The organism is Flavobacterium sp. (assembly GCF_039595935.1).
GTDB lineage: Bacteria > Bacteroidota > Bacteroidia > Flavobacteriales > Flavobacteriaceae > Flavobacterium.
Genome location: NZ_JBCNKR010000006.1, coordinates 3013726 through 3039268 on the forward strand (window position 1 = coordinate 3013726; position 25543 = coordinate 3039268).

A 25543-nucleotide genomic window follows, 5' to 3' on the forward strand; every position below is an offset into this window, starting at 1 on the left:
TTTACAATTGTTTTTTCATTGAACCGCAGGTAAGCATTTTAGAACCATAGTAAGGGTTTTTTATCTCTTTTGTTTCACTGATCCAGATAGCTCCTTTTCCACCATCATACATAGGGCAAGAATCCTGATATAGTGTTTTTGCAGCTCCAAAAGTTTTGATCAAATCATTTATGTCTTTACTCAATAGAGCGAAATGCTCTCTTTGATGCTCAATATTACCGCCATTGGCCCCAATATGTTCTGCATGCTCTTTGGCATCGTCAGCTATATCAAGATATTCAGCTTTGGATTTTGGATTTATCGATTTTACATTTGTGGTTTTGAAAGCCGAATACAGTGCCTTGCCAGCTTTAGCGGCCCCGTTGCTGTCATCTTTTGCGAGTGCATTTTTTAACGCTAAATAATCTGCAACAATTTGCTGAGTTGAAAATTTTGCTTCTGTTTTTTTGCTTTGCGCATTGCCAGAAACCATTACGCATACCATTAATATGGCTGAAAGAATTGTATTTTTCATTTTAATTATATTTTAAATTGTTTAAAAAATAGGTTGCTATTGATTTTTTTTCTAAATATCTATTGGACTGTCTACACAATAAACACATGGGAAATAAGTGAATATTCAGCAAAGAGTATCGCACGGCGTAGTCTAAAAAAATTAGATACATTTCAATAAATTATGAACATCATTAGTCACGAGAAAATTGAGTGGTCATTATGTAAACAGCCCGATAAATTTATTAGTACTTAGCTGTACTATAGTTCTTTTTTCATAGAACCACAGGTTAACATTTTTTTTCCTTGATATGGGTTTTTGATCTCCTTGGTTTCGCTTATCCAAATAGCTCCTTTTCCGCCATCATACATAGGACAAAAGTCCTGATACAATTTTTGTTCTGATTTGAAAGATTTTATCAAATCATTCATGTCTTTACTTAACACGGCAAAATGCTCTCTCTGGTGTTCAATATTTCCGCCGTTAGCTCCAATATGTTCTGCGTGTTCTTTGGCATCATCAGCAATATCAAGATATTCTGCTTTTAATTTCGCATCTATCGAATTGGGATTTACACTGTTAAAAACTGCATATAATGCCTTGCCTGCATCTGCAGCTCCTTTTGTATCATCTTTGGTTAATGCATTTTTTAGGGACAGATAATTACTCACGATTTCGTTTATAGAAAATGTTCCTTGAGCAGTCTGGGCTGTTTCTACTTCTGCACTTTTTCCGGCCGTTTCCTTTACTGGCTCGGTTAATTCCATTCCGCATTTGGAACATTTGTCTCCTTTTTTTCCTGTAATTTCAGGATGCATGGAACAGGCATACAATTGCGAGTCATTCTGAGCTGTCCCGGAAGCCGCTTCAGGAGCTGCAGTTTCTTTGTTTTTTGAATTACAAGCTGTAAGTACAATTGCCATTACAAGGGTTGAGAAAATTAGTTTTTTCATTTTTTTTAGTTTTTATCTCTAATGAATGTTTTTTTGTCTAACATTCCTTTGTTTGAGTGTTATAAGAATTATTCTTTTTTTGATTGCAAATCCAATCTCTATTTTGCCTTTTAAATGCCTTTATATCAGATTTATATTTTCAGCACCAATCCGTTGGGTTTTCTACCGACATTAATCGTTTTAGAGACCGTATGGTTTGATACATTAACAACAGAGACCGTATTGGCGGTCTGATTGGTCACATAGGCAGTATTTCCATCTGCTGTAAATGTTATAGCATGTGCACCGGCACCAGTAGTGAATACACCTCCATGAACCCACATCATCTTAGTCTGGTCCCAGGTCCAATAATGGACTTTTGCATTGACAGGATCACTTACCCAAAGTTCTTTCTTATTTCCATTGTGAGACGCTATTCCAGGCATAAATCCTAGATCAATGGTTTGGCCTACGGCATCGGTTGCCACATTGATTACCGAGATAGATTGCCCGTCTTCATTATCAACATACATTCTGGCGTCAGTTCCTGTCCAGGCACCCACAGGGTTTTTTCCCACAGCAACTGTGGCTGTAACCTGCTTGGTTGCGGTATTTATAACTGACACAGTATTGTCATCTCCATTAGCAATATAAGCCTTAGTCCCATCAGAAGAAAAGGTAAGCTCAGCGGGCATCATGCCAACTGCAATGGTGCTTTTCAATGCGTATGTTAAGGCGTCATAAACCAGAACTTTTCCATTGATGTCCATTTGCGGCACCCAGATTTCTGAACCATTTGGGCTGTATATTGTGTTGTGGTTCATCATTGGCAGGCTGATATTTTTTACTGTTGCCCCACTGGCTGGGTCAATTACAAGGAGTTTACCTGTCATTCCTCCCATACCTGCGGTATGGCCTGCAGAGAAGTCCATTCCGGGTACACCGATAGCCAGATGATTGGAATGTAAAGAAATGTGGTGCGGCCACATGATCATATCGTTGCCGCTGCCCATTAGGCTTAAGGTTTCTGTAACTTCATTAGTTTCCAATTTGATTACTGAAATTGTGCCGTCCTGACCATTGACCACATAAGCGGCAGGATAGTTTATATTCAGTTTTGGATCGGACATATTCATATCATCCATTTTACTGCAAGAAAACAGCGAAACGGTCCCTAAAATTAAAACTCCAAGCATTGAACTAACGGTTATTATATTTTTCATTTTTTGATTTGGGATTATTTGATTGTTTCTATAGTTGATCCACAGCTTAACATCTGTGAACCGTAATACGGATTCTTGATGCCGCTTTCTTTGCTGAGCCAATTCGCATCAACCATTGGACAATGATTATAATAAACCGGCTGCGGCTGATCAGCAGTTTTTATAAGATCGTACGTGTTTTTGGAAAGGCTTTTAAAGGATTCCCTTTGCTTTTTTACATCTTGGTTTTCAGAAATATTTGTGGCATCTGAAGCTAAACTTTTCATTGCATTCATCCATGCAGTATGTTCTTTTGGCTTTAGGTTCTCCATTTTAATAGCATTGATTGCAGTAAGGAGCTCTTTAGATTTCAATGCGGCAGTTTTAGCATCTGTTTTCACCAAAGCATCTTTTACATCAAAGTAGCTGTCGAAAATTGCTTTAAAAGGACTGTTTTCTTGTGCATCTGCAGGAACTGCGGCTGTATGCTGTGAATGATCCATTTTACCCATATCCATTTCGGATTTTTTTATTGGAGCCGCCATATTTGTTCTTTCATATTGGCAGCATTGTGGAAGTTTTGCATAGGCGTCACCAGGAGCTAAGAACTGGTCGCTGTCATATCCTGCTAAGGCAATTCTTTTCAGGACTTCATCCTGATTTGTTTTCTTCTCATCATAGGTAATAGCCGCTATTTTGGTGTTTTCATTCCAGTTTACCGAAGCGATATTTTTGATGTTTCCTGCTTTTTCAATAGCAGTTTTGCACATTAAACAATTACCATAAATTTTTGCATTTATGTTTTTTGCATTTTTTATAGGTGCGCCAAACACTATGACTGACAGCAATAGAGTGATTGCCATCAATCCTTTTTGAATTGATTTCATTTTAAAATGTATTTGAAGTGAATATTGCTTTTGAGAAATAATTGCATACAAGAACTGTATAGAGAATTATTCTACAAAAAGCGAAAAATAAAAAAATGAAGCAGTTAGGCTTCCTTTTTTGACACACGTATGGCTGTCAAAAAAGGTATTTAGCTTATTTTAGGGATAAGCCAGATAGTATAGAAACCAGAGAGAATGGAGGTTTCTGAACTGTGGAATTTTTGTTTTTTAGAAAAAACACTTATAGTGATGTTTTTAAAGTCAAGTTGGTTAAAGAAAGTAATTCCTCCGTTACAGATTGAGACACAACCGCATGACTTGTGCCCACATTTATGACCGCAGCAGCCATCATTATTTTTTTTGGAATGACTGCCATCTTTCGAGCAGCAATCATTGTCATGATTTTTGGAAGCTTCTTTAGTATAAGAAATCTTTCCAGAAAGTTTTCCACAAGCAAAAGTAGCCATTGGCATCAAGAAGAAACCTAAGGTAATAATTACTATGATGTGGAATCTTTTCATAAGACATGTAAAATCGTAAACAAAGATAATTATAAAAATATCTCTGTTTATAAATGAAATGTTAAAATTGTTATTTTTTCATAGTTTATTTAGAAATGGATTTTTCTTCCCCTGTTTAATAGTCTGCATTGAAGGCAGTACGCTATTGAACAGTAATTATTTTTTTTTGATTTGAACAATCTAAGAGGAAGATTGCTATAAATCAGCAAGGAAAATTTCAGTGTCTGAAATGTTATAAAGCGGAAAAACCGAAAGTTCTTCGGTTTTTCCGCTTTTAGCATTGTTCTGCTTTCTTCTTTTTCATTCGGGAGCGAATCTGATAAAGGTTTTTTTTCATCAAACTGAAAATAGCTTTATGATGTTTTGAATTGTGATTCCTCAAACCACGGCACTGTGCTATTTCCATTTTAGAAAGAGAAACCTCTATAGTTTCGATTGGTTTGTTGTCAATGCGTGCAGAGAAGAGCAGGGAATCTATCTTTTTGAAATACTCATTGGTAAAAACACAGTGTCTCAGGCTGTCGCCTTCGGTCATAAATTCAGAAACATTCTCCAATACTGAAATAGTAATTCCTGCCCCTGAAAAGCATAACCCGAAAAACTGTTTTTTCTCCTCAGCATACAGACCTTGCGCTTTTTCTATTTCCGCACGCATTTTCACAAGATATTTTTTTCTCAGCAACTGCTGTTTTTTCTCCACCAATCTGTCATGCTCCAAGTGTAAATCAGCAGGACAGACGAGCAGGGCGGAGGTTATGTCTTTTTTAAACCAACGCAAAAGTTCGATATAATCCTCCCAAATTCCAAAATCGGAAACTGTATAATTCTTTTTAAGACATATTTTTACGGCCTGCCAGTTACGCAGGACATGCTGATGGGGAGATTCAAGGTAATAGCGGAGCCATGAAATCTGCCTAGTTTTCAGCAGAGTTTCAGCACAGTGGTCTTTTAATAATGATGAAAGCAACACCTGAGGTGCTACCTCATAAAAACTTGTCTTAAAGCCATTTCGTTTCAATACGGGAAGCACTTTCAAGCGTGGATAAAACCTGTAGGGGTTGATTCGGTACTTGGGAGAGTTCTGAAAATCCTTTGGGCGGATTTCAAGGGGCGAATAGTACTGCCATGCATCGTATGCGTGCGAAAAAACATTTGTACTGCGTGACATGGTGCGCACTTCGCCTTTTGGGTTTATCCAATGCTGCATCACTTCGGTATGGGAATAGGAGGACAGACAGTTCTTCTTCATCTGTTTGGTCGAACAAATGATGCGCACTATTTGAAAATCCGAAAGACAAGTTACTACTGCGCTGTATTCTATTTCCTTGAAATGCAATTGATTGCAACCGTGTATTTTAAGTTTTCCTTTACAGGCTAAGCAAGCCGTAAATTTCGCAGACTGTTTTTCGGATTCGGGTTTCCAAGCGTTTCCACAGTCCAGACAGTGAAATTTTCCACGTGATAAAACGCCCCATTTCAGAAAAATGGTCTTTTCTGCCCATGAGTGTATTTCGGGGGTAATGGGCGCAAGGGATTCGCTTAATGCGACTATCTGTTTTTCTATGGCGGTATGCGGTTTCATAAGTCAAAAAGTGTTAAGGTTTGCTGTACGGGTTTCGCTGTATGCAACACTACAGTTTCAGGTCTTGCGACCTGCGGAGTCATTTCAGGAGCAGAGCTGAATAAATCAGCCTTTACAGGCTGATTTACCACCACTTTACAGTTGATTGGTGCAGGCGCACCAATACTGTCATCGTTATAATATTTGAGTGCCATATCAAAGATTTCCTGATTGTCAAAGGCGCACAATCCTGTTTTTTTGACCTCGCCAAAAATGTAACTGCAACAGCTCTCGATGTTTTTGGTTTCTTTGGCAAGGCTTTGGGCAAAGGCTGAATCGCCCTGCGCAGTTGTATTGAGATAATTCTCTATAGCAGTTTTAAAGTCGTCAGATGGTTTCATGATGGAAAAAGTTTGATTAATAGCTATTGTTCAAAGACATCTCTGTAAATGCCGTAGCAGTACTCCTCAAAGCAGAGCCAGCATAAAAAAGTATAGTGGGGCAGTTTATAGCGGTTGGCTACAGGCTCTCCGAATGCTTCTTCCAAGTCCTCTTTGATGCCTTCCAAATCTTCAAGGTGTTTGATGTAAAAAGCTTTGCAGTCGTTGTGGTAGATAAATTCCCCTATCATACCGCTGATACAGCCCCCTTTCTGTAAGTCTTCGAGGAAAGACTTCAACTGCTGTTTTTTCTTTCCGTTATAGCTATCCAAATGGCTTAAAATGATTTCGTTGAATACATGGCTTACATCGTAGTCCGTATACTCGTTTTTGTCTAAGGCTTTCATAATGTGATTTTTTGGCGTTTATAAATACAATCCTAGTATCTGCCTTAGAAAGGCAGGTCATCGGGATCGTCTGAGGAATTTTGTTTTTTAGGTGCAGAAACTGCGCTCGCAGATGTGTCCTCTTTTTTGGCAAAAGCCAAAATCTTAAGGCTGTTGATGTGAAAGGTTAAAGACCCCATAGCCGAGCCGTCGTGACCGATATAAGTACTCAGCCCCACACGCCCGAAGAGCTGAACTAGCGCCCCTTTTTTAAGCCATTCGGCAAGTTTGGCATTGAGCCAATACGAGCAGTCGATAAAAGTTGTAATCTGTTTGTACTCGGTGCTTCCTTTGGGTTTGTAGCTGTCATTGATGGCAATGGAGAAGTTAACGACCTGTTTTTTATTTCCCACTTTACGGGCTAATGCATCTTTTGTAATACGTCCTGTGATTTCCATGATTTTAAATTTTAGCGTTACTGTTATTTAAAATTTCTTTCTCCCTGCACTCCCAAAAATTGTTTTCAAAAGAAAAAACGGGAAAAAAGAAAGCAAGAATCAAGTGGCCGGTTATGAGGATGTGGAGTGCTATAAGTCCCGAAGGGTGGCAAGCGAAAGCGGCGCCATTATGCGCATGCAGCATACGGCGGGCACTATCTTGGCTGCCTTTTTATGCCGTTTCGAATGAAAATGATCTTTACTAAATACCGTCTCCGTCGGGCATTTGGGCAGCCTGCTGAAAAGACATATCAATTTCATATTCGGATGATTATTGCTGCTGATCTGGATTCAGCGGGATGCCGAATGGAAAATAAAATCAGACTGTGAATTTTGGAAATCTAAATGGAAAATTTATATGAAGATTTATATGAAGATTTATATGAAGATTTATATGAAGATTTATATGAAGATTTATATGAAGATTTAAGTGAAGATTTTGGTGAAGATTTTGGTGAAGATTTTAGTGAAGATTTCAGTGAAGAGAAGCCACAGGTTTTTGGTTCTGCTTATTATGTTTTTGTTTATCGTATGCTGAATGCCCTACGTATTTATACGGTTTTTCAACGGATAATTTTCAGTGTATAGGGCAGTTCTTTTTCAGCTATTGCTTATTGATTAAGGCTTTAGGAGCAAAGCCTTTTGAATTTCTTACATTTCTGCCGTGCAGAATATTATTCATCAACTGATAATGCCTCCGCAGCTATTGATAATTTTGATATTTTTAAGCAGAATTAAATTCATAATAAATTTCTGTTTAATACAATTTCTTAATACTATAATTTGATATGGCAGACGGTATTTTTTCAAAGTTTGAAAGAGATGAGCTCAATAAAATAACAGCAAAATCTATTCTTGAAAAATTAATGAGCATAAGACAGTCAATTAATGTAGAATTTACTGCAAGAAGACTGGTATGGGAGCTGATGCAGAATGCTAAAGACAATGCTGCACTGTGCAATGAAGATGGGGAAAAAGTTGATATTAAGATTCAGCTAAGCGGTGATGAGTTTATTTTTTCCCATACCAAAGGTTATTTTACCAATGAACACATAAGAGGCCTTATACGCAAATATTCGTCAGGAGATAAAGAACGTGATCCTGAACTTTCAGGACAGATTTATAAAACTACAGGACGATTCGGAACAGGTTTTATGACTACCCATCTGCTTTCGGAATCTGTTGAGGTGGAAAGTTTTTATAAAAATGAAAACGAGGATATTAATTTCAATAAATTCAGCTTCTGGCTGGACAGAAGCGGAAAAGGCGAAAAGGATATCATCAATGGAATTAATAATGCATTTGATCAGGCAGAGGAAAGCATAAAAAGGTCACAAGGCGCTGTGATGGGCAAAGAATCTTTTCGGACTGCATTTAAGTATCCGTTAAGTGCTGAAAAAATGGAACTTGCTGAAATTGCCTGCGAGGAGGCGGAAAAGGGAATTGCGTATACCTTAATAAATGTTCCGGAAATCAGCTCGTTAAACATTGACTTGGACTTATCTTCCGATACCTATACAATCAGCAGGGGTAAAACATTTGAATTTGAGGGCTGGCCATTTTCTTCGTATAATCTTGTTATTAACGGCAAGCCTTCCACAAAGAATTTTATTGCGGTCCAGGATGAGGAGCTTCAGATCATTATACCTGTTTCTCTTAAAAATGGGGTGATATCGGTTCTTGAACTAGATTCTGGTGTTCCAAGAATACATCTTGATTTTCCGCTGATAGGAACTGAAGATTTACATCTGCCTTTTGTGATTAACAGCTGTCTGTTTGAACCGACTGAACCCAGAGACGGCATCAGTCTGATGGGCGAAGAAAACCCTGTATCAAAAATAAACGGTGATATAATGGTTCGGGCAGCGAATCTTTATATTGTGTTTTTATCCTACGTAGAGTCTAAAGGTGACTGGAAGGATTTATATAATCTTGCCAATATACGTTCACCGAAAAGCCATTCATGGATCAGTTCGGAATGGTATTCTGCAAATGTGCTGCATCCGATCAGAAATAAACTGCTGTATGCATCACTTGTTGATGCTGTGGATGGCGGCAGAATTTCGATTCTTGATGATTTCGGAGATAAGCAGGTATTTTTTCCAAGTGCAGGTTCGGATAATGTCATAGATAAATTATGGGAACTGGCTTCTCAGCTTTATCCTTCTTCAGTGCCGGTTAAAAGTGATGTGCGGCATTGGAATAAAGTGCTCTGGAAAGACTGCCGCAAATTTACCATTGAGACATTATCGGAAGAAATAGCCGAGAAGAAGACTCTTGAGACTCTGGGAGCAGCTATTGGCTTTACAGGAAAAGAGGCATTAGTGTTTTTAAATAAGTATTATGACCTGCTCAATCTGGAGAAAATACACATTAAGGAGATATTGGCTGATTCACTGGCTGTGTGTAAAACTCAGTGATATTGACCACTGTTTTCCAATTTAAAGTGACCACTTCGTTTCGGTTTAAAGTGACCATCTAATTTCGGTGCAAAGTGAGCACCTAAAAAACTACTTTTTTTCGTGTGTTAATTATTGTTTCAAATATAGATAAATAATTATTCCTTGATTATGCTTTTTTTCTTTCTCATTGATTCCCCATGCAGCTCAACCCTGTGGGCCTGATGTATTAATCTATCAAGGATTGCATCTGCTATGGTTTTCTCGCCGATTATGTCATACCATCCCTGAACGGGGATCTGCGAGGTTACAATAATAGAACCATTGTTGTGCCTGTCTTCGATGATCTCTAAAAGTGTGATTCTGTTCTGGCTGTCCAATGCCTGGAGTCCAAAGTCATCTAGTATGATAACATCCTGCCTTTGTATTTTCATCAGTTCTCTCAGGTATGTACCGTCTGCTTTGGCCATTTTCAGCTTTGCAAACAATTTTGCAGTATTAAAATAACTTACTTTATAGCCTTCAATACAGGCCTGATAACCAAGTGCTGTTCCTAAAAAACTTTTGCCGACACCTGTGCTTCCTGTGATTAGTATATTTTCATTCTTTTCTACAAAACTGCATTCTGCAAGCCGGAGTATAAGATTTCTGTCAATGTTCCGGGACTGGTCAAAATTGATGCTTTCAATATTTGATTTGTAATGGAAGCGTGCATTGGTAATACTGCGTTCAATACGCCTGTTGTGGCGTTCATCCCATTCGGCATCTATTATCATTGACATAAACTGGTCAATGGTATAATGATCGGTTTTACCGCTCTCGATAGCTGTCATGAAGGCGTTATGCATTCCATGAAGCTTCATCTGTTTCATTTTTGCTACAGTAGATTCATTCATTGTAAATTGATTTTAGTTATAATAATTTTTTCCTCTGATATTGCCGTGGTCGGGAAGATCCTGATCTTCTTCCTTTTCGTGTTCCATAGGTATCTTATCCAGACTGTTTTCTAAGATGTTCTGTATGGTTTTAAAATTATAAATCTTAAAGTCCAGAGCACGTTTGCAGGCATTTGCTAATCTTTCTGCACCTACTTTCTTTTCAAAAGACAATATGCCTAGACAGCTTTTATAGGCCTGCTCGGGGTGGTTCCTGCTTTCTATTATCTGCATAATATATTCTCCTACTGCCGGATCAATGCTGTTGGCCCATTCAATAAACCTTAAGGCATTCCACTGCGCTACAAACTGATGTGTGCTTGCCATATGTTCTGGATTTGTGGTATAGATGTAGGGCTTTGGATTTCTCATGTGTGTGGCTATACGGTTGTATTTGAAGTATATTTCGACAGTAGAGCTGGTGTACAGCAGCTTCACTTTTTTCTTTAAATATTGATAAGGCACGCTGTAGTAGTTTTTGTCCTGGCTTAACTGGACGTGCCCGTTCTGCATTACTGTTGCCAGAGACTGGTATTTAATCTCAAAGCGTTCCAGAGGAAGAGGCTGCAGTTCATGCCTTTCATCTTCCATGAAGAGTTCAAAACGAGAGTATGGTCTTCCGGTAAGTTTCTTGTTATTATGCGCATCGAGCAGATTCCATATTTCCTGGTTCAGATCTTCTATGCTGAAGTATTTAGAGTCTTTCAGATTTGCATAAATTCTTCTGTAAAGTATCTTAACAGCGCCCTCGACTAAAGATTTGTCTCTGGGCCTGTATGCTCTTGCAGGCAGAATAGTAGTTTCATAATGTTCAGCTAAATCTGCAAGAGTTTCATTAATGGTAGGTTCAAAGCGGCTGGTTCTGACTACGGCAGATTTTAGGTTGTCGGGCACAATTGCGGCAGGCGTTCCTTGAAAAAAGCGCATTGCATTCTCCACCGAAGCTACAAAATCTTCCTTCTGCTGGCTCATTGAAGCTTCTGCGTAAGTATACTGGCTGGCACCGAGTATGGCAACAAAAAATTGCACTTCCTGAACCTCGGACGTGTTTTTGTCTATAATTGAGAGTGTCTTTCCAGCATAATCCACATACATTTTATCGCCAGCCTTGTGATTCATATGCATCACAGGGTTTACCTTGTTGCTCCAGTCTCTGAAGCGATTCCTGAACTGCGTTACTCTAAGACCATCGGGATGGGTTTCAATATACCTTTCCCACATAGTTTGTATGGTGATGCCCACCTTTTTTAATTCCCGTTCCATCTGAGGAAAATAAGCATACAGATCTTCGATTCTTGAGGAAACAACTTCTGTCGGACCCTGAGAAAACAGCTCGTCCAATTCAGTGTCAGTTTTCTTGTTGACAGTTTCCAGGCTTAATCCCAGCACTTCAAATAAAGAGATATATTTTTTCACAGTATTTCTGGAAAGAGATAAATATCGGCTTATAAACAGCTTGCTTTTGCCGTTGCAGTGCAACTTAATGACTTTTCTGATTTTGTTCATGTCTAGTTTGTTATTTGCCATAGTCTGTAGTTTTTATACAGATCCATGGTTTAACAGCATGAAAAGAAGTAGTGTTTGGTGGTCAATTTGAACCGAAACAAGGTGGTCAGTTTAAATTGAAAAGGAGTGGTCAGTTTGACCCGAAATCGATGGTCACTTTATGCTGAAAAAGTGTGGTCAATTTGACCGCTTTTTCCACAAAGGACGTAAGCTTTTTTGGGTTGATTTTTTAGATATGTAAAAAATGAGGAAGAGAAGATATTTTTTTGAACAATTAAGAGAGGATTTTGCTGAGTTTTTGCAAAATCCTCCCTTAAATATAATGGTATTATCTTAGGCTATTTGGCAGCTAAAATGTCCAATTTTTCAATAGACGGAGGTGTTGCCAATAGGTCTGGTGCATTTTCCATTAATGCTTTTGCGATCTTACCGCCAAGGTGTGCCTCTCTGCCTTCTTCGTTTGAAAAAGTATCGTAAATACCGAAGGTAGAAGCATCAATACGGAATGCATACCACGTAACGGTACCGGCTTCTTCAAGAGCAAGCGGTAATGCTCCTGTAATAAAATCTTCAACGTTTTTTTCTTGGCCGACCTTTGCTTCCAACCGAACTAACAATCCTAATTTTTTCATTGTTTTTATTTTTTAGTTAAACAATTCTTTAATCAGACAAAATTAGAAAAAACCAGCGCTGCTTCGTTTATTAGTTTGGTTCAATAAGTTATGAAAAGAGGTCAATTAGAGTGGATGTGGTTGGGGCTATACCCAAATTCATTTTTAAAGGCTGCACTAAAATTTGACAAGCTGCCATAGCCAAAGTCCATAAAAATTTCGGAAGGTGTGACTTGGTTATTATGTAACAATTCTTTGGCCTTGTTAAGCCGTTTTTGCTGAAACCATTTCCCTGGAGATTTCTGGTATATACTTATAAATTTTCTCTTAAAAGTAGAGGCACTCATATTGCACAGAAAGGCTATTTCGTCAATATTCAAGTTCGTATAAAGGTTCTTTTCAATTACCATTTTAAATGATAATTCTCTTTCATTGATTAGTAAATAATGTAAGTAATCTAAAAATACCGTCCCATATTTATCAGCCAGATAAAGCATTATTTCTTCAAATTTCAGTTCCAAAATCTTTTGAGAGATAGATTGTTGCAAACCAAAAATCTGTTGGAGCGAATGAATATAATGGATGATAAAATTGTCTTTCTCTAAGAGGAAATAAGGTATATCCGTTATCTTTTTATCTGAGGCATTCTGACTGAAAGAATGGGAATGTTTCAATAAAAAATCGGTGATGTTTTTGTGAGAAAAGAAGAAGAGTAAACAACGGTATGAGCTTACACCTACCAGTTCGGTAACCAAAACATTATTAGATGTGATAAGTAGCGATTGTGTTTCATTGATTGAAATGATATCATTAGAAAAGTGAATGTTTTTTTGACCATCCAATAAGAAACTGAATACATTTTTATTCAGGCCAATCTTGTTTCTAGAACCGTTCTTATACACTTCGTAATTGAAAATTTGCAAATCCGAAGTATGAGTTTCGTTATGTTCCCATAGATCTTCGGGAAGGTTTGTAATGTCCATCGTCAAAATTAAATTGATTTTTTACGGAGTGTTCTTTGGTTGTGTCATTAAAAAATTCGTTCCAAAAGCGATTTTAGCCATTTGAGTTTTTTCTTGCTGTAAGAAGGGTAATTGATAACGCCTTACCACCTGACGAATAGATAAGCTCAAAAAGCTGTTGCTTTCTTTCATCCATCTTTTTCGGGAATATTTCCAAAAGTTTTTCCGAAACCTTTTCTGCAAAGCTATCTAAGCTTGTAAGGTCTTCTTTAGAAATATCCCAAAAACCTGCGGGAAGCCGAATCTCATCTTTTCCAAAATCTGTCCCGTTGTATCCGAGCCGGTATTCGGCACCGAGCAAGGTAAGACATACCATAAAAAGCTTTGTTTGCTTTTTGAAAATATACCGCCTTGCTTTTTTATCCAGATTAAATAATTCGGCTACCAATGGTTCCTGATCTGTACAGCTAAACATAATGTCCACTCTTCCATCGGGAAAAATAATGACTTCTTTATCTTCATCGGTATGATTGGCGCATAGCAGGAAACTCTCCACAAAACCGGAGAGCCGTTTGTCAGGAACAATTTTTATGTACTCAAAATCTTGCATCGTTTTTATGTGCATCTGACCTGGGAAGAAATATTGGATATTCTTAATCAATCTGTCAGATGAATTATATATGCAAAACTAACAAAAAAAAAACAGTCTAAAATACACCACCACACGCGGCAAATGCTGAGTGTGGTGGTGTAAGATTTTACCATTAATGAGGTCGTATGGGCTGTTACAACTCATAGATTTCTTTTAATGCTTCTTTCAATGCCAAAGGTTTTCTTCCCAAAAGGTTTTCCAGATCGTTTGTTACCTCTTCAAACTGGTGGTTTTTCTGATCTTCGGCAAAACCGGCGGTTAGTAAAATGGCAAATTCGTGAACGCCAAACTGCTTTAGTTTTTCGGTAAACTCTGTTGGGGCGGCATTGGTGTAAGAAACCGATTTGCCTGAACGATTTAGTAACCTAACCTTGTCATTTTAAGCCCAAAACTTGTCGGACACCTACTTCCAAATTTTGCCTCACGTTTTATAAACCACTGTATATGAACGGTCTTAACCGTTTTGCTTATTTTTGCTTTCTCCTAATATTTTTAGCTAAAAAATCAACTTTCACCGCTACATATTCGGCATAGCCACGGGCATTTGGTGAAAGTGCAAAAACCGCTTCGCCTACTTCAAAACCATCGGCACCTTCCGTTTTTTCTACAATTTCGCCAGATATATCCCAACCTATGGAAAAGATGAAAGCTGAGAATGCCAGTTTTGAAACTGGAAAGGCTGCTCTGCAAAACTGGTACAACAATGATCGCGGGGAATCGCTTTTTGCGGAACTGTCATTTAATTTTAAAAAGAGTATGAGGAATAAAATAAAGAAAAGATGGAGTACAGTTTTATTGTTTTCATCTGCCCAAGCTCTTTTTCAGACGGGCTCTATATTGGTTATGGCTTTATCTGGTCTTGTCGGTTTAGAGATTGCGCCAGAGAAAAGTCTGGCTACGCTGCCCATTGCTATGATTTCAGTTGGAACCGTTCTTATGATGATTCTCGCTTCTCTTATTATTAAAAGATGGGCCAGAGAAAAGCATTTCTTATTGGGACAATCATCGGCGTGCTTGCGGGAATGCTTTCATTTTACGCTATTTTAAAAAACTCATTTGTTCTATTTGTTTTAGGAAACACCCTTATAGGAGTCTGCCAGGCTTTTACACAATATTATCGTTTTGCAGCCGCCGATTCGGTTCCTCAGAAGATCAAAGGAAAAGCAATATCATTTGTGATCGGAGGCGGAGTTGTGGCCGCAATTGCGGGACCGGCCTTAGCCAGATCTACCCAGAATATTGGCGCGGTTTCATTTGCCTATTCCTTTTTATCCATCTCTTTTTTGAGTATCATTTCTTTTCTGGTTAATTTTGGTCTAAAAGAGAAAAAACGTATAACGGCGCAGCAGAAGGATTTTCAGTTTAAGCAATCAAGACCGCTGGGGGAAATTATGGGACAGAATAAAACCATTTTGGCTTTATTATCCTCGGCAGTAGGATATTCCGTGATGATAATGATTATGACCGCAACACCTTTGGCAATGCACCACTACGGCTATTCCGGCGATGATTCGTCTGTTGTGATACAGTGGCATGTGCTTGGAATGTTTGTGCCTTCTTTTTTTACCGGCACTTTGATTGAGAAATTTGGCACGGGCAGAATAATTCTGTCTGGTGTAGGCATACTGTTTTTGCATTTATATCTGGTTCTGACAGGCACTGATTTTCTTCATTTTGTGTCCGGTCTTATCTTTCTTGGAATAGGCTGGAACTTTATGTTTGTAGGCGGCTCAACTTTATTGTCAAAGGTATATCGAGAAGATGAAAAAGAAAAAGTCCAGGCTTTTCATGATTTTTTTGTTTACATTATCATGAGCATTTCGAGCCTTTCAGCAGGAGTCCTTCTGAGCAGGTGGGGATGGAAAGGAGTAAACATAGCTGCAATTCCAATGCATATGTAGTTGTCTGTCTTTCATTGGCTTTGTAAATTTGGTTTAGATGTCCTGTTGGGGATTGGTGTAAAAAAATATAAAAACTCAATTTGTTTGCGGTATTAATTTGGGAGACAATTCTACAATTATTATGAAGTATTTGAAAATATTGTTATACTTAAGGCAGAATTGTCTTTCATTGGCTCTATGAATTATCGTCTGGGATTTTAAAATAAATTTATTTGATTTTCGAAATCTTTTTGAACAAAATGATTATTTATTTGGTTAAATAAGTCTTCCTCAAATTTTGTAGTAAAAATTTCATAATTAAATAGCAAAAATTTTTCCACATTCGTCTAAGCTTTTTGGGAGAGAAAAAGTATGAAGTCCATACTTATTGATTGTTGTTTGACCGGAGTTAAAAATTGGTTTATTTCTATAATGTTGATCAATATTTTTTGTTGAAAGGAAACAAGAAGTTTCTTCAGAATAAAAACAAAATTAGTGTATTTTTGCATTTATAAACAAATTGGCAATCTTGAAAAAGTATATTATCATAGTACTTTGTGGTCTAATTTTTCTTCCCTCTTTGGGAAGCATGTTTGTATATGCTTCATTTAAACTAAATCAGCAGGAAATTGCCAAAACAATCTGTGTACAGCGCAAACAGATTTTTAACTCTTGTAATGGTCGATGTGAACTGCAAAAAAGTCTTAAAAAATATTCTGATAACGAAAAACAAATGCAGGACAGTCTTAAAGAAAAAGTAGAGATTGTCTATATCTGCAACTCTGAAGTAAACTTTACTTTTTTACCTCCTGTAGGATATCACAAAAATGTTTTTGCTTTTTTAAGAAGCAAACCAATTGGAATTTCCTCTGCTACTTTTCGCCCGCCCGCCACTAATTTATACATCTAAATTTCTTTTCAAATTCATTAAGAAAAATTTGTCATTGCCTTTTGCAACTTGACAATACCGCTATTGCTATGAACTAAATTGATTTTTCTGTATTCATTTATTCTTAATAAGATAAAAGATTAACATAGAAAATTTAAAAGTTTTGGTCAGTTGGCTTTATGAAGTCATATCCTCATCAATCTACAACAACAACTTTATTTAGCGTTGTTTGTTATAGGCTTTGCAATATCCTTATTTGAAAAACCCAATGGACTTTATTGATGAATCTTCATTGAAATTATACATGCAAACAAGTCAGCAGTTTATAAAATAATCTGCTTGGTTAAATATTTAAATAATAAAAAATGAAAAAAATAGCTTTGATTCTTTTGCATTCTCTACTTGTAATATCATGTGAGAAAGCTCAGGAGAAACTTCCAATATTAGGAAATCCAATAGTAAAAGGAAATGAAACGCAGTATCCGCGTATCAAAGACTTTTCGTTTACGAATCAGGATAGTCTGAAAATTACCAATAATACTTTTGACGACAAGATTTATATAGCCGATTTTATTTTTCTTTCCTGCCCTTCAATCTGTCCGAAAATGAACACACAACTTAAAAAAGTGTATGATGTTTACAAAACCAATAACGAGGTATTGTTTCTCTCGCATACCATTGATCCTGATCATGACACAATACCGCGGCTTAAAGCTTATACGGTGGATCACGACATAAAAGAGAATTGGCATTTTGTTACGGGAAACAGAGAAAGTATCTATAAAATTGCAACCGAAAGCTATTTTGCAACGGCATATCCGGATAAAAATGAGCCGGGAGGTTTTGTGCACAGCGGCGGATTTCTGCTTATAGATAAAGACAGGCACGTTCGGGGGGTTTATGATGGCACAAATCCAAAGGAAACCAAAAGACTAATTGCTGATGTAAAAACTCTTTTAGAAGAAAGTGAGGCCAAATAACAGTCTACTGATGAAAAAATACATCACTTTATTTATTCTTATGCTGCTCGCATTTCAAAATGCAGGCAGTACTTGGATTATTGGTGATTTTTACATCAATCAGGATTATATTGTCAAAAATGTCTGCATAAACAGATTTGATACAATCCCCATTTGCAACGGAAAATGCTATCTCGAATATAAATTAAAAGCAAATGACAAACAGGAACAGAAATATCCAACGGTAACCTATAAAGAAGTACAGCTGTTTTTGCAGCATCCAGATCAGTTTTCATTCAAAGCAGTGCGCTTTGTCTTTAAAAAAAAGTATCCTGCACTGCAGAGCAAAAGTCAAAATTCAGATTACATTTTTTCGATTTACCATCCTCCCAGATGGGGTTAATATTCTCGTTTTAGTATTAATCATAAAATCAAAAAAATGCAAATATCAGAAATACCGGACCGCAACCTGAGTCTATTCACAGGTGATGAGAGTCATTTCTGGATGGATAAAACGGCTAACCTGCTGCAACGTTTTCCTTTTTTGGAATATCCTCACAAGCAGGATTTCTTCATGCTTCTCTTTATTGATGATGCAGAAGGGGAAATTAGTATTGACAATCAGAAAATCCGTCTCGATAGTGCCAAGGTCATCGTTATAAAGCCCCGCTGCATTAGTTCTATAGACATTAACAGAAAGGCCAAAGGAAAAATTATCTGTTTCACAGAAGATTTTTTCTCCCTGCGTTACAACAATAACATTTTAGACCAGTTTTCATTTCTTGATGATACCTCTAAGTTATTTGTCAGGCTTAGTGAAGAGGAAGCAGACAAGTGGGAATATCTGCTTGAAATATTTTTCAAAGAGTTTAATCTGCATCGCAGAGAATCTGCAAAAGTGCTTCGATCGTATCTTAATATTCTGCTTTTCGATTTGGAACGGCTTTATGATCCCTCAGGGTTTGTGGTAAACAATTCACCTAAACAGCAGAAAATAAAAGAATTTGAGAAACTCATCGATAAAGATTTTAAAATTAAAAAAATGCCTGCCGCTTATGCGGACCTGCTCAATGTAACTCCGAATTATCTGAACAAGATATGCAAGGAAGTAACCAATTATACAGCAGGTGATTTGATACGAAAGCGTATCGTAATAGAAGCACAGCGGCTTATTCATTTTACCAATTATTCTATAAATGAAATTGCTGATCAGCTCGGTTTTGAAAATGCGTCCTATTTTATTACTTTTTTTAAAAGACAGACAAACAAGACACCCGAGCAGTTCCGCAGATTATCAAACTAGTAAAAAATAATAAAATTTTAATACTATTATGAAAAAAATCCTTCTAATTGCCACTATTACTGCTGTGTTAAGCTGTAATAAAAAAGAGGAAAAAGCACATCCTCATGATCATCCTCATACTATGGAATCTGAAACAATGTATAAAGATCCTAAAAACCCGCTCAATAAATTAACCTATGTCAGCAACATAGACTTTAGCTGTAATATGGATGTCAGCAAGTATGGCGTTAGTGATACTGTTACTTATAAAGGGAAATTATACGGTTTTTGTTCAACGGTATGTAAAGATGACTTTATGAAAAAACCAGATGAATATCTGGCAAAAAATCAGAAGTAATTTTTCTTGATAATTTTAGGAAAAAAAGGCTGAAAAATCAAATTTTTTCAGCCTTCTTAATTATTATTGACTATTTGCTATGGTTTTATTTATTGTTTTTAGTCAGGTCAAAGTTTAAATTAGTATTCAAAATTACTCCGTTATTGTTCTGAAAAACATTTTGACCCTCTATCTGCCTTCCTAACTGTACAGTTTGATTTAGATAACCACCTTCAATTCTAATGTTTTTATTAAACCTATAGCCTAATAAAATTCCAATTCTGTTTTGATCAAAAACGTTCATATTAACATTTTTTCCAAATCCAACAAAAATTTCGTCATAGAAAGCTAAATAGGGTGTTTTGTCTTTTATCTCATTTCCTTTTAAAGGCACCTGAACTCTAATCATATATCGAATTCGGTTTAAGAGCGGAAATTCGTCTTCTGTTGTCTCATTAATGGAACTGTACCTGCCAACAAATCTTTGTTCTAACATAAATCTATGGGATAAATCAACAATTCCTTCTTTGTGACTTAGCTGTACCATTTCAAAAATCCTATGTTCTGTAAAATCTCTGCCCATGCCATTTAGAGGTATTTCTCCATAAGGATAGGTTTCGATCCAGCCATAACCAACCCGGAACTGCACTCTTGAATTTAAATTATAATTTAGGCCCACTCTTAATAAACTTTGCTGCCATTCGGTAATGGTTTCATTTCTGCGCCATTGGTATTCAGTATGTATTCCAAATTTTTCTGAGATTTTGAATGTTCCAAAAAAATTATACCATCCAATGCTGTTATTGGTAGTAATACGATTATTCTGCGCGATTGCGTATTGTATACCGCCAATTACAAAAACGAGGATTAGTACATAATTTTTCTTGTTCATTATTTTAAGAATTCAAGGGTTCCGTCTGTCAAATTGTAAAACACACCTACAATTTTTATCTGTCCTTCATCTTCCATTTCTTTAAGAATTGGACTTTTTTTACGAATTTGATCCATAGCATAAAGCACGTTGTTTTCTGAAACGTGTTTTACAAATTTATCATTTTTAGATGTTTTTTCACCATTAAAATCCTGACTCATTGCTACAGCTGGTTTTATTTTTGAAAGCATGGCAGTTATATTTCCCAATTTTACATCATCGATAGCACCTTTTATAGCGCCGCAATGCTGGTGTCCCATCACTAAAACCAATTTTGCGCCTGATACCTTACAAGCAAATTCTATACTGCCCAGTAAATCTTCATTTACAAAATTGCCGGCTACTCGTCCCACAAAAATATCACCCAAGCCCTGATCAAATACGTCTTCTACTGGTACTCGGCTGTCCACGCAACTTAGTACAACAGCTTTTGGGAACTGGCCCGGTGCCGATTTTCGGGCTTGTTTACTATGGTCGCGAACCGTAGTTACACCGCTTTGAAATCGTTTGTTTCCTGCTATAAAATCCTCTAAGATAGCATCAGGTGTAAGTCTGGTTTGCTCTTCCTTCGTCATTACATGAGACACTACCGGTTTTAAATCTTCTGCAGGAATAGAAGTTGAATTTGATTTTTCTGTTTTTGTACCATTGTTGCAAGAAACCAATAATACTGCTGTGCAAAGCATTACTAATGATCTGAGTTGATTGTCCATTTCTTTGTTTTAGATTAAGTGTGCCTACTTTGTAAAACGGTGTTCAGCATGTCCGTTTATTATTTTTTATACTGTTATATAAAACAGTAAAAGAGGTTTTTTCCCTACCTGAAAGCTGTCCGTAAATTTAATTTTTTTCCTGAAGTGTAAAGTGGCAGCCCCTTTAATCCTTGTATTAGGATAGTTTAGAGATACAAAATTACCTGAATTCAAACAAGTTGCGTTAATTAAAATAGCAGAGGTGGGTAAACAGGAGGAAGTATGACTAAAAAGGGAATTTTGAATTTTAAATTATTCTTTTTTAGTGTTTTATATTTTTAATAATAAAACGGAAAATAATATACAGCCCAGCAATCTGATAATGAGGTGTAACTAGTAAAATCAATTGAGTGAAAAGCTAAATTCAGTAGAATAAAATGCAATGTAAATAGTGATTTTAACGAATCTGGAAGTAACGTTTATTAAAATTTCCTGCTTTTTTGTTTTTAGCAATTTCTGGATTACTGACCGAAATTTGCAGTAAAAAAAACAGAATAATTTATGGACTTTCCAATTTTTCATTTAGACTGGCTCAACAATAGGATGCTTATTGCCATCATTGCCATTATTCACGTGATGATTAATCATGGTTTAGCTGTGGGTTTTATGCCTCTTATAACCTGGCTGGAACAGAAAGGTGTTAAGAATAGCGGCAGGGAACAAATTACAGATTTAGACTGGGACAACAGAATCTATAATATGATGAAAGTTGCTTTTATCATAACTACAACACTTGGTGCAATGACAGGAGTGGGGATATGGTTCTCCGTTGCACTTGTAAGCCCAACATCGATTGGAAGTTTAATACGTGTTTTTTACTGGGCATGGTTTGTTGAATGGCTGGTATTTGTTACTGAGGTAATTTTGATCATGATTTATTTTTTGACATGGAAGAGCAGTAATACCTCACTGAGGGCTAAATTATTGCACATCCGGTTTGGATGGTTTTTAAGTTTATTCTCCTGGATTACTATGGCAATTATTGTTTCTATTTTGAGCTTTATGATGGATCCCGGAAACTGGAATACACATAAGAGTCTGCTCAATGGGTTTACCAATCCAATTTATCTGCCTCAGTTATTGTTTAGGACTCCTACAGCCATGCTGGTAGCAGGAAGTTTTGGAAAGATGCTGGTAACTCTATTCTTTAAAAAAGGTACGGATATAAGGCTCAAAGCGGTGAAATATGTCTCAAAGTGGATTATTCTATGGGCTCCGATTTCGCTTTTGGGAGCAGTAATTTACTATCGTGCAATTCCCGAGGCCATGACTGCCAATATGAGCACGGCTGTGGGTACGATGGATTTCAATAAGTATTACGATTTAATGAAATATTTTATACTATTTGGAATTTCGTCTTCTCTGATAATGGCAGTTTTAGGTTTATTTAAAACCAGATGGATTAGAAGTTATTTGGTATTGTTTCCCGTAGTTATGGCTTTTGGATATCTTGGTTTTTTTGAAAGGGTGCGTGAATTTGTCCGTAAACCTTATGTAATTGGAGGTTATATGTATTCTAACTTATTACTGGAGGAAGATTATCCTGTTTACCAGCAATACGGGCTTCTTAAAAATGCGACCTATACCACAGTAACCGAGATTACGCCAGAGAATAAAGTAGAAGCCGGCAGAAATGTTTTTGCAATTGCCTGCAGCCGCTGTCATACCACTCAGGGAGTTAATAGTGTAGTTGATGTTTTTGAGCGTATGTATGGAGTTGGAAAGCCTTTGGATATTAACTCGATGGCATCTTATATACCCAATATGCATAATGGAAGAACCTATATGCCTCCTTTTCCTGGCACCCAAGAAGAAAGTGAAGCCTTGGCCACCTATATCCGCAGTATTCAGGATACAGGAGATGTTCTCGAAGGGGCACAGTCAGAAGGTGTAGAGGTAAGTGGACTCCAAGATACAAAAGCAGTTTTAGCAAATAAAAAATAACAAAAGTTTAAAAATGATCAATTTATATATTGCGTTGCAAAACAACGTTCCCGTTCCAAAAGATATTCCCTTGCCGCTGCCAATGCCTGAATGGTTTTTTGTAGTTGTTCTGGTACTGTCATTTCTATTGCATATCCTTTTTGTAAACCTAATGCTTGGAGGTTCTATTTTGGCTTTGATTGCCCAAATAAAAGGACTTAAAAATAAAGAATACGATATACTGGCACACGAAATAGCCAAAACCATAACAGTAAATAAAAGTATAGCCGTTGTATTAGGAATTGCGCCTCTTTTGAGCATTAATGTATTATATACGATTTACTTTTATTCGGCAAATGCTCTTACCGGTTTAATGTGGATTGCGGTAATACCGCTCGTTACAGTGGCGTTTCTGCTCACTTACCTGCACAAATATACATGGGAAACCTTGGAGAATCACAAGGCGGTTCATATTTCGATTCTGGCCTTGGCAACTGTTATCTTTCTTTTTATCCCATTTATCTTTCTGACCAATATTAATCTAATGCTTTTCCCTGAAAAATGGGCTTTAGTAAAAGGCTTTGTAGACGCATTGTTTCTGCCGAATGTTTTCCCCAGATACCTGCATTTTATCCTGTCTTCACTGGCAGTTACGGGATTGTTTATATTTTGGTACAACAGCCGCAAGAGTTACCCCTTTGAAGAGATATATCAAGAATTTACCCGATACGATATTCAAAAGAAAGGCTACTCTTTGGCATTAACTGCCTCTTTATGCCAGTGTATGATTGGTCCTCTTGTATTGCTGACATTACCGTCTAAAGGTATGGGGTGGAACCTGATTTTGGTGATTTTCTCCGGAGTTGCATTCGCCGTTCCTGCTATGTGGCTTATTTGGAAGAGATTGACAGGCGAAAAGGAAAACATTGAAAAAGACTTTTATAAAATAGCAATGTTGCTTGGAATTACGGTTTTGTGTATGGGCTCAGGAAGGCAGATCTACAGGGCAAATTCGCTGGAAAAACATAAAGAACTGGTAAAAATTAAAACCGATGAATTTCAAATCCTGAAAAAGAAAGCTGCAACCAAAATGAAAGCAGAAGAAGCCGGAGCAGCTTCGGCAGATATGTCAGAAGCAGAGAAAGGGCAGAAGGTATTCAGCCAGTATTGTGCCTCCTGCCATAAAATAGATGAAAAATTAGTCGGGCCTCCAGTTTTTGAAATGGCGAAAATCTATAAAGGTAACGTGGCTGATTTGCAGAAATGGATAAAAAATCCAGGTAAAAAACGTCCCGACTATCCACAGATGCCAGGTTTTGAATCTCAGTTGGATCAGCAGAAACTCGATCAGCTGGCGGAATATATTTTGAACATAAAATAAAATAAAAAACAATTCTCTATGATTCGTTTCTGTTATCTGGTTCCAATAATAGTTTTATGTGTGTTACAGGCATTTTATACAAGGTAAATAAGTATGAAAGTATAACAAAAAAAAGACCAAAGAGCATAATAGAGAGATCGCATAGCGTTTCCGCTCAATGTTTAGAAAATAATAATAGTAAATATAATTGACAGCCTTAATCGATTTTTAACTTAAAAATAAAATAGTATGATACAAGTTTTTTCCATTATGATTTTAATTTTTGTGCTTCTTGCCATTGTTTTTCTGATAAGAATAAAATCAATAACACTGCAGCTTATTAAGTCTAAAGAATTGAATAACAAAGAAAACCCATTAGAAAAGAATTATCAATTTATTAAGGGACTGTATTAGCCAAGGTTGTCCACCAAAAGAAGTTTCTTTTAAATTTTGATAGTTTGGAGCCCTGTTGATGCTGACACACGCAGGGCTTCTTTTTTGTTTATAATTAGGACTGAAGTTTTAAGAGTAAAAATAGGATTATGAAATTGAGAATTGCATAGATAGAAAATCTTGCTTATCAAAATGGCATGTATTGAAAGTGTTTTGGTAGCAGATATTGGTTCAGGAGTTTTTAATTTTGACATATATAAAAATTAAAAAATTAATTAAAATGAAAAAGGCATTACTACTAATAGATATACAGCAAGAATATTTTGAAAATGGCGCATTAGTACTTGTAAATCCAATTCCGGCAAGTGAAAATGCAAAAAAAATACTGGAACATTTCCGAAAAGAAAATGATACTATTGTTCATGTACAGCATATATCTGGCGCAGGCATTCCCTTTTTTGTTTCTGGAACTCAAGGAGTGGAAATCCATGAAAATGTAAAACCACTACAAGGCGAGAAAGTAATCACTAAACAATTTCCTAATAGTTTTAGAGACACCGATCTATTAGAATATTTACAGTCAAAGGAAATAACGCATTTGGTTATTGCAGGAATGATGACTCATATGTGTATAGATGCGGGAACAAGAGCAGCTGTTGATTTTGGATTTGAATGTACTGTAATTGGCGATGCCTGTGCTACGATGGACCTTCAGATTAGCGGACAAAAAGTAAAATCTGTCGATGTACACAATGCATTTTTAGCAGCATTAGAATTCTTTTACGCTAAAATTCAGACAACTGATCAATACCTGCTTTCTTAAATAAATTTAGAACTCAATTTTATAAAATGGGCTGTAATTTATTATGGCTCATTTTTGCATTTGGCAGTTATTTGCAAATGAAGTTGTAAA

28 protein-coding genes are annotated in these 25543 nt (G+C 36.7%); 12 read left to right on the plus strand and 16 right to left on the minus strand.

Features of this window, described 5'->3' with window-relative positions:
- Nucleotide 1: 1 nt before the first annotated feature.
- From ABDW27_RS22865 to ABDW27_RS22905, 9 genes are all read right to left on the minus strand, one after another.
- Nucleotides 2-514, minus strand: a complete 513-nt coding sequence (locus ABDW27_RS22865; protein ID WP_008463761.1) for a DUF3347 domain-containing protein — start codon at nt 512-514, stop codon at nt 2-4.
- 239 nt (nt 515-753) lie between these two features.
- Complete coding sequence (locus ABDW27_RS22870; RefSeq protein WP_008463762.1) at nt 754-1446, minus strand: DUF3347 domain-containing protein; 693 nt, start codon at nt 1444-1446, stop codon at nt 754-756.
- A gap of 131 nt (nt 1447-1577) precedes the next feature.
- Nucleotides 1578-2648 carry a hypothetical protein gene (locus tag ABDW27_RS22875; RefSeq protein ID WP_008463763.1) on the minus strand — a complete coding sequence of 357 codons (1071 nt, stop codon included), beginning with the start codon at nt 2646-2648 and terminating at the stop codon, nt 1578-1580.
- Between the two features lie 14 nt (nt 2649-2662).
- On the minus strand, nt 2663-3514 hold the full coding sequence (locus tag ABDW27_RS22880) for a DUF3347 domain-containing protein (protein WP_008463764.1): 852 nt from the start codon (nt 3512-3514) through the stop codon (nt 2663-2665).
- A gap of 149 nt (nt 3515-3663) precedes the next feature.
- Complete coding sequence (locus ABDW27_RS22885) at nt 3664-4035, minus strand: hypothetical protein (protein WP_035690951.1); 372 nt, start codon at nt 4033-4035, stop codon at nt 3664-3666.
- A 274-nt stretch (nt 4036-4309) separates the two neighbouring features.
- Nucleotides 4310-5617, minus strand: coding sequence for a PcfJ domain-containing protein (locus ABDW27_RS22890; protein ID WP_343698005.1), 1308 nt, complete (start codon nt 5615-5617; stop codon nt 4310-4312).
- Nucleotides 5614-5997: a Cas9 inhibitor AcrIIA9 family protein gene (locus ABDW27_RS22895; RefSeq protein ID WP_343698006.1), complete on the minus strand. Its 384-nt coding sequence runs from the start codon at nt 5995-5997 to the stop codon at nt 5614-5616. Before ABDW27_RS22895 ends, ABDW27_RS22890 begins: the two co-directional genes overlap by 4 nt.
- A 23-nt stretch (nt 5998-6020) precedes the next feature.
- Nucleotides 6021-6383 (minus strand): hypothetical protein, encoded by a 363-nt coding sequence (locus ABDW27_RS22900; protein WP_343698007.1) that lies wholly within the window; start codon nt 6381-6383, stop codon nt 6021-6023.
- A 44-nt stretch (nt 6384-6427) separates the two neighbouring features.
- Nucleotides 6428-6820 carry a single-stranded DNA-binding protein gene (locus ABDW27_RS22905; RefSeq protein WP_041515717.1) on the minus strand — a complete coding sequence of 131 codons (393 nt, stop codon included), beginning with the start codon at nt 6818-6820 and terminating at the stop codon, nt 6428-6430.
- 384 nt (nt 6821-7204) lie between these two features.
- On the opposite strand from ABDW27_RS22905, the gene ABDW27_RS22910 reads away from it, so the two are divergent.
- A complete protein-coding gene (locus ABDW27_RS22910; RefSeq protein WP_343698008.1) occupies nt 7205-7447 on the plus strand; it encodes a hypothetical protein in 243 nt (80 codons plus the stop codon).
- A 200-nt stretch (nt 7448-7647) separates the two neighbouring features.
- A complete protein-coding gene (locus ABDW27_RS22915; protein ID WP_179006620.1) occupies nt 7648-9279 on the plus strand; it encodes a hypothetical protein in 1632 nt (543 codons plus the stop codon).
- Nucleotides 9280-9416: 137 nt separating this feature from the next.
- Here ABDW27_RS22915 and istB read toward each other — a convergent pair whose 3' ends face one another.
- The 5 genes from istB to ABDW27_RS22940 form a co-directional block, all read right to left on the minus strand.
- Nucleotides 9417-10154 (minus strand): IS21-like element helper ATPase IstB, encoded by a 738-nt coding sequence (gene istB, locus ABDW27_RS22920; protein WP_243236491.1) that lies wholly within the window; start codon nt 10152-10154, stop codon nt 9417-9419.
- Between the two features lie 12 nt (nt 10155-10166).
- A complete protein-coding gene (gene istA / locus ABDW27_RS22925; RefSeq protein WP_343698009.1) occupies nt 10167-11720 on the minus strand; it encodes an IS21 family transposase in 1554 nt (517 codons plus the stop codon).
- Nucleotides 11721-12037: 317 nt separating this feature from the next.
- The gene (locus tag ABDW27_RS22930) at nt 12038-12331 is read right to left on the minus strand and encodes an antibiotic biosynthesis monooxygenase (protein WP_073411759.1); all 294 of its coding nucleotides are present in this window, start codon (nt 12329-12331) and stop codon (nt 12038-12040) included.
- A 101-nt stretch (nt 12332-12432) separates the two neighbouring features.
- The gene (locus ABDW27_RS22935; RefSeq protein WP_073411757.1) at nt 12433-13293 is read right to left on the minus strand and encodes an AraC family transcriptional regulator; all 861 of its coding nucleotides are present in this window, start codon (nt 13291-13293) and stop codon (nt 12433-12435) included.
- Nucleotides 13294-13366: 73 nt separating this feature from the next.
- A complete protein-coding gene (locus ABDW27_RS22940; protein WP_343698010.1) occupies nt 13367-13882 on the minus strand; it encodes a hypothetical protein in 516 nt (171 codons plus the stop codon).
- A 675-nt stretch (nt 13883-14557) separates the two neighbouring features.
- Here ABDW27_RS22940 and ABDW27_RS22945 point away from each other — a divergent pair.
- The 7 genes from ABDW27_RS22945 (at nt 14558) to ABDW27_RS22975 (ending at nt 19292) form a co-directional block, all read left to right on the plus strand.
- Nucleotides 14558-14971 (plus strand): hypothetical protein, encoded by a 414-nt coding sequence (locus ABDW27_RS22945; RefSeq protein ID WP_343698011.1) that lies wholly within the window; start codon nt 14558-14560, stop codon nt 14969-14971.
- A complete protein-coding gene (locus ABDW27_RS22950) occupies nt 14893-15825 on the plus strand; it encodes an MFS transporter (protein ID WP_343698012.1) in 933 nt (310 codons plus the stop codon). Before ABDW27_RS22945 ends, ABDW27_RS22950 begins: the two co-directional genes overlap by 79 nt.
- A 508-nt stretch (nt 15826-16333) precedes the next feature.
- Complete coding sequence (locus ABDW27_RS22955; RefSeq protein ID WP_343698013.1) at nt 16334-16714, plus strand: hypothetical protein; 381 nt, start codon at nt 16334-16336, stop codon at nt 16712-16714.
- A 344-nt stretch (nt 16715-17058) separates the two neighbouring features.
- The gene (locus ABDW27_RS22960; protein WP_343698014.1) at nt 17059-17673 is read left to right on the plus strand and encodes an SCO family protein; all 615 of its coding nucleotides are present in this window, start codon (nt 17059-17061) and stop codon (nt 17671-17673) included.
- 10 nt (nt 17674-17683) lie between these two features.
- Nucleotides 17684-18055, plus strand: coding sequence for a hypothetical protein (locus ABDW27_RS22965; RefSeq protein WP_343698015.1), 372 nt, complete (start codon nt 17684-17686; stop codon nt 18053-18055).
- Nucleotides 18056-18091: 36 nt separating this feature from the next.
- A complete protein-coding gene (locus tag ABDW27_RS22970) occupies nt 18092-18955 on the plus strand; it encodes a helix-turn-helix domain-containing protein (protein WP_343698016.1) in 864 nt (287 codons plus the stop codon).
- Between the two features lie 28 nt (nt 18956-18983).
- Entirely contained in the window at nt 18984-19292 is a 309-nt protein-coding gene (locus tag ABDW27_RS22975; protein WP_343698017.1) for a YHS domain-containing protein, read from the plus strand.
- 85 nt (nt 19293-19377) lie between these two features.
- Here ABDW27_RS22975 and ABDW27_RS22980 read toward each other — a convergent pair whose 3' ends face one another.
- Complete coding sequence (locus tag ABDW27_RS22980; RefSeq protein ID WP_343698018.1) at nt 19378-20163, minus strand: DUF2490 domain-containing protein; 786 nt, start codon at nt 20161-20163, stop codon at nt 19378-19380.
- On the minus strand, nt 20163-20915 hold the full coding sequence (locus ABDW27_RS22985; RefSeq protein WP_343698019.1) for a carbonic anhydrase family protein: 753 nt from the start codon (nt 20913-20915) through the stop codon (nt 20163-20165). The genes ABDW27_RS22980 and ABDW27_RS22985 overlap by 1 nt, the downstream gene beginning before the upstream one ends.
- 540 nt (nt 20916-21455) lie before the next feature.
- Between ABDW27_RS22985 and ABDW27_RS22990 the strand changes: the two genes are divergently transcribed.
- The 3 genes from ABDW27_RS22990 to ABDW27_RS23000 all read left to right on the plus strand — a co-directional run bounded on the left by ABDW27_RS22990 (nt 21456) and on the right by ABDW27_RS23000 (nt 25453).
- Nucleotides 21456-22898, plus strand: coding sequence for a cytochrome c (locus ABDW27_RS22990; RefSeq protein ID WP_343698020.1), 1443 nt, complete (start codon nt 21456-21458; stop codon nt 22896-22898).
- Between the two features lie 13 nt (nt 22899-22911).
- Nucleotides 22912-24258, plus strand: coding sequence for a cytochrome c (locus ABDW27_RS22995; protein WP_343698021.1), 1347 nt, complete (start codon nt 22912-22914; stop codon nt 24256-24258).
- Between the two features lie 652 nt (nt 24259-24910).
- Complete coding sequence (locus ABDW27_RS23000; protein WP_343698022.1) at nt 24911-25453, plus strand: cysteine hydrolase family protein; 543 nt, start codon at nt 24911-24913, stop codon at nt 25451-25453.
- Nucleotides 25454-25543 lie beyond the last annotated feature (90 nt).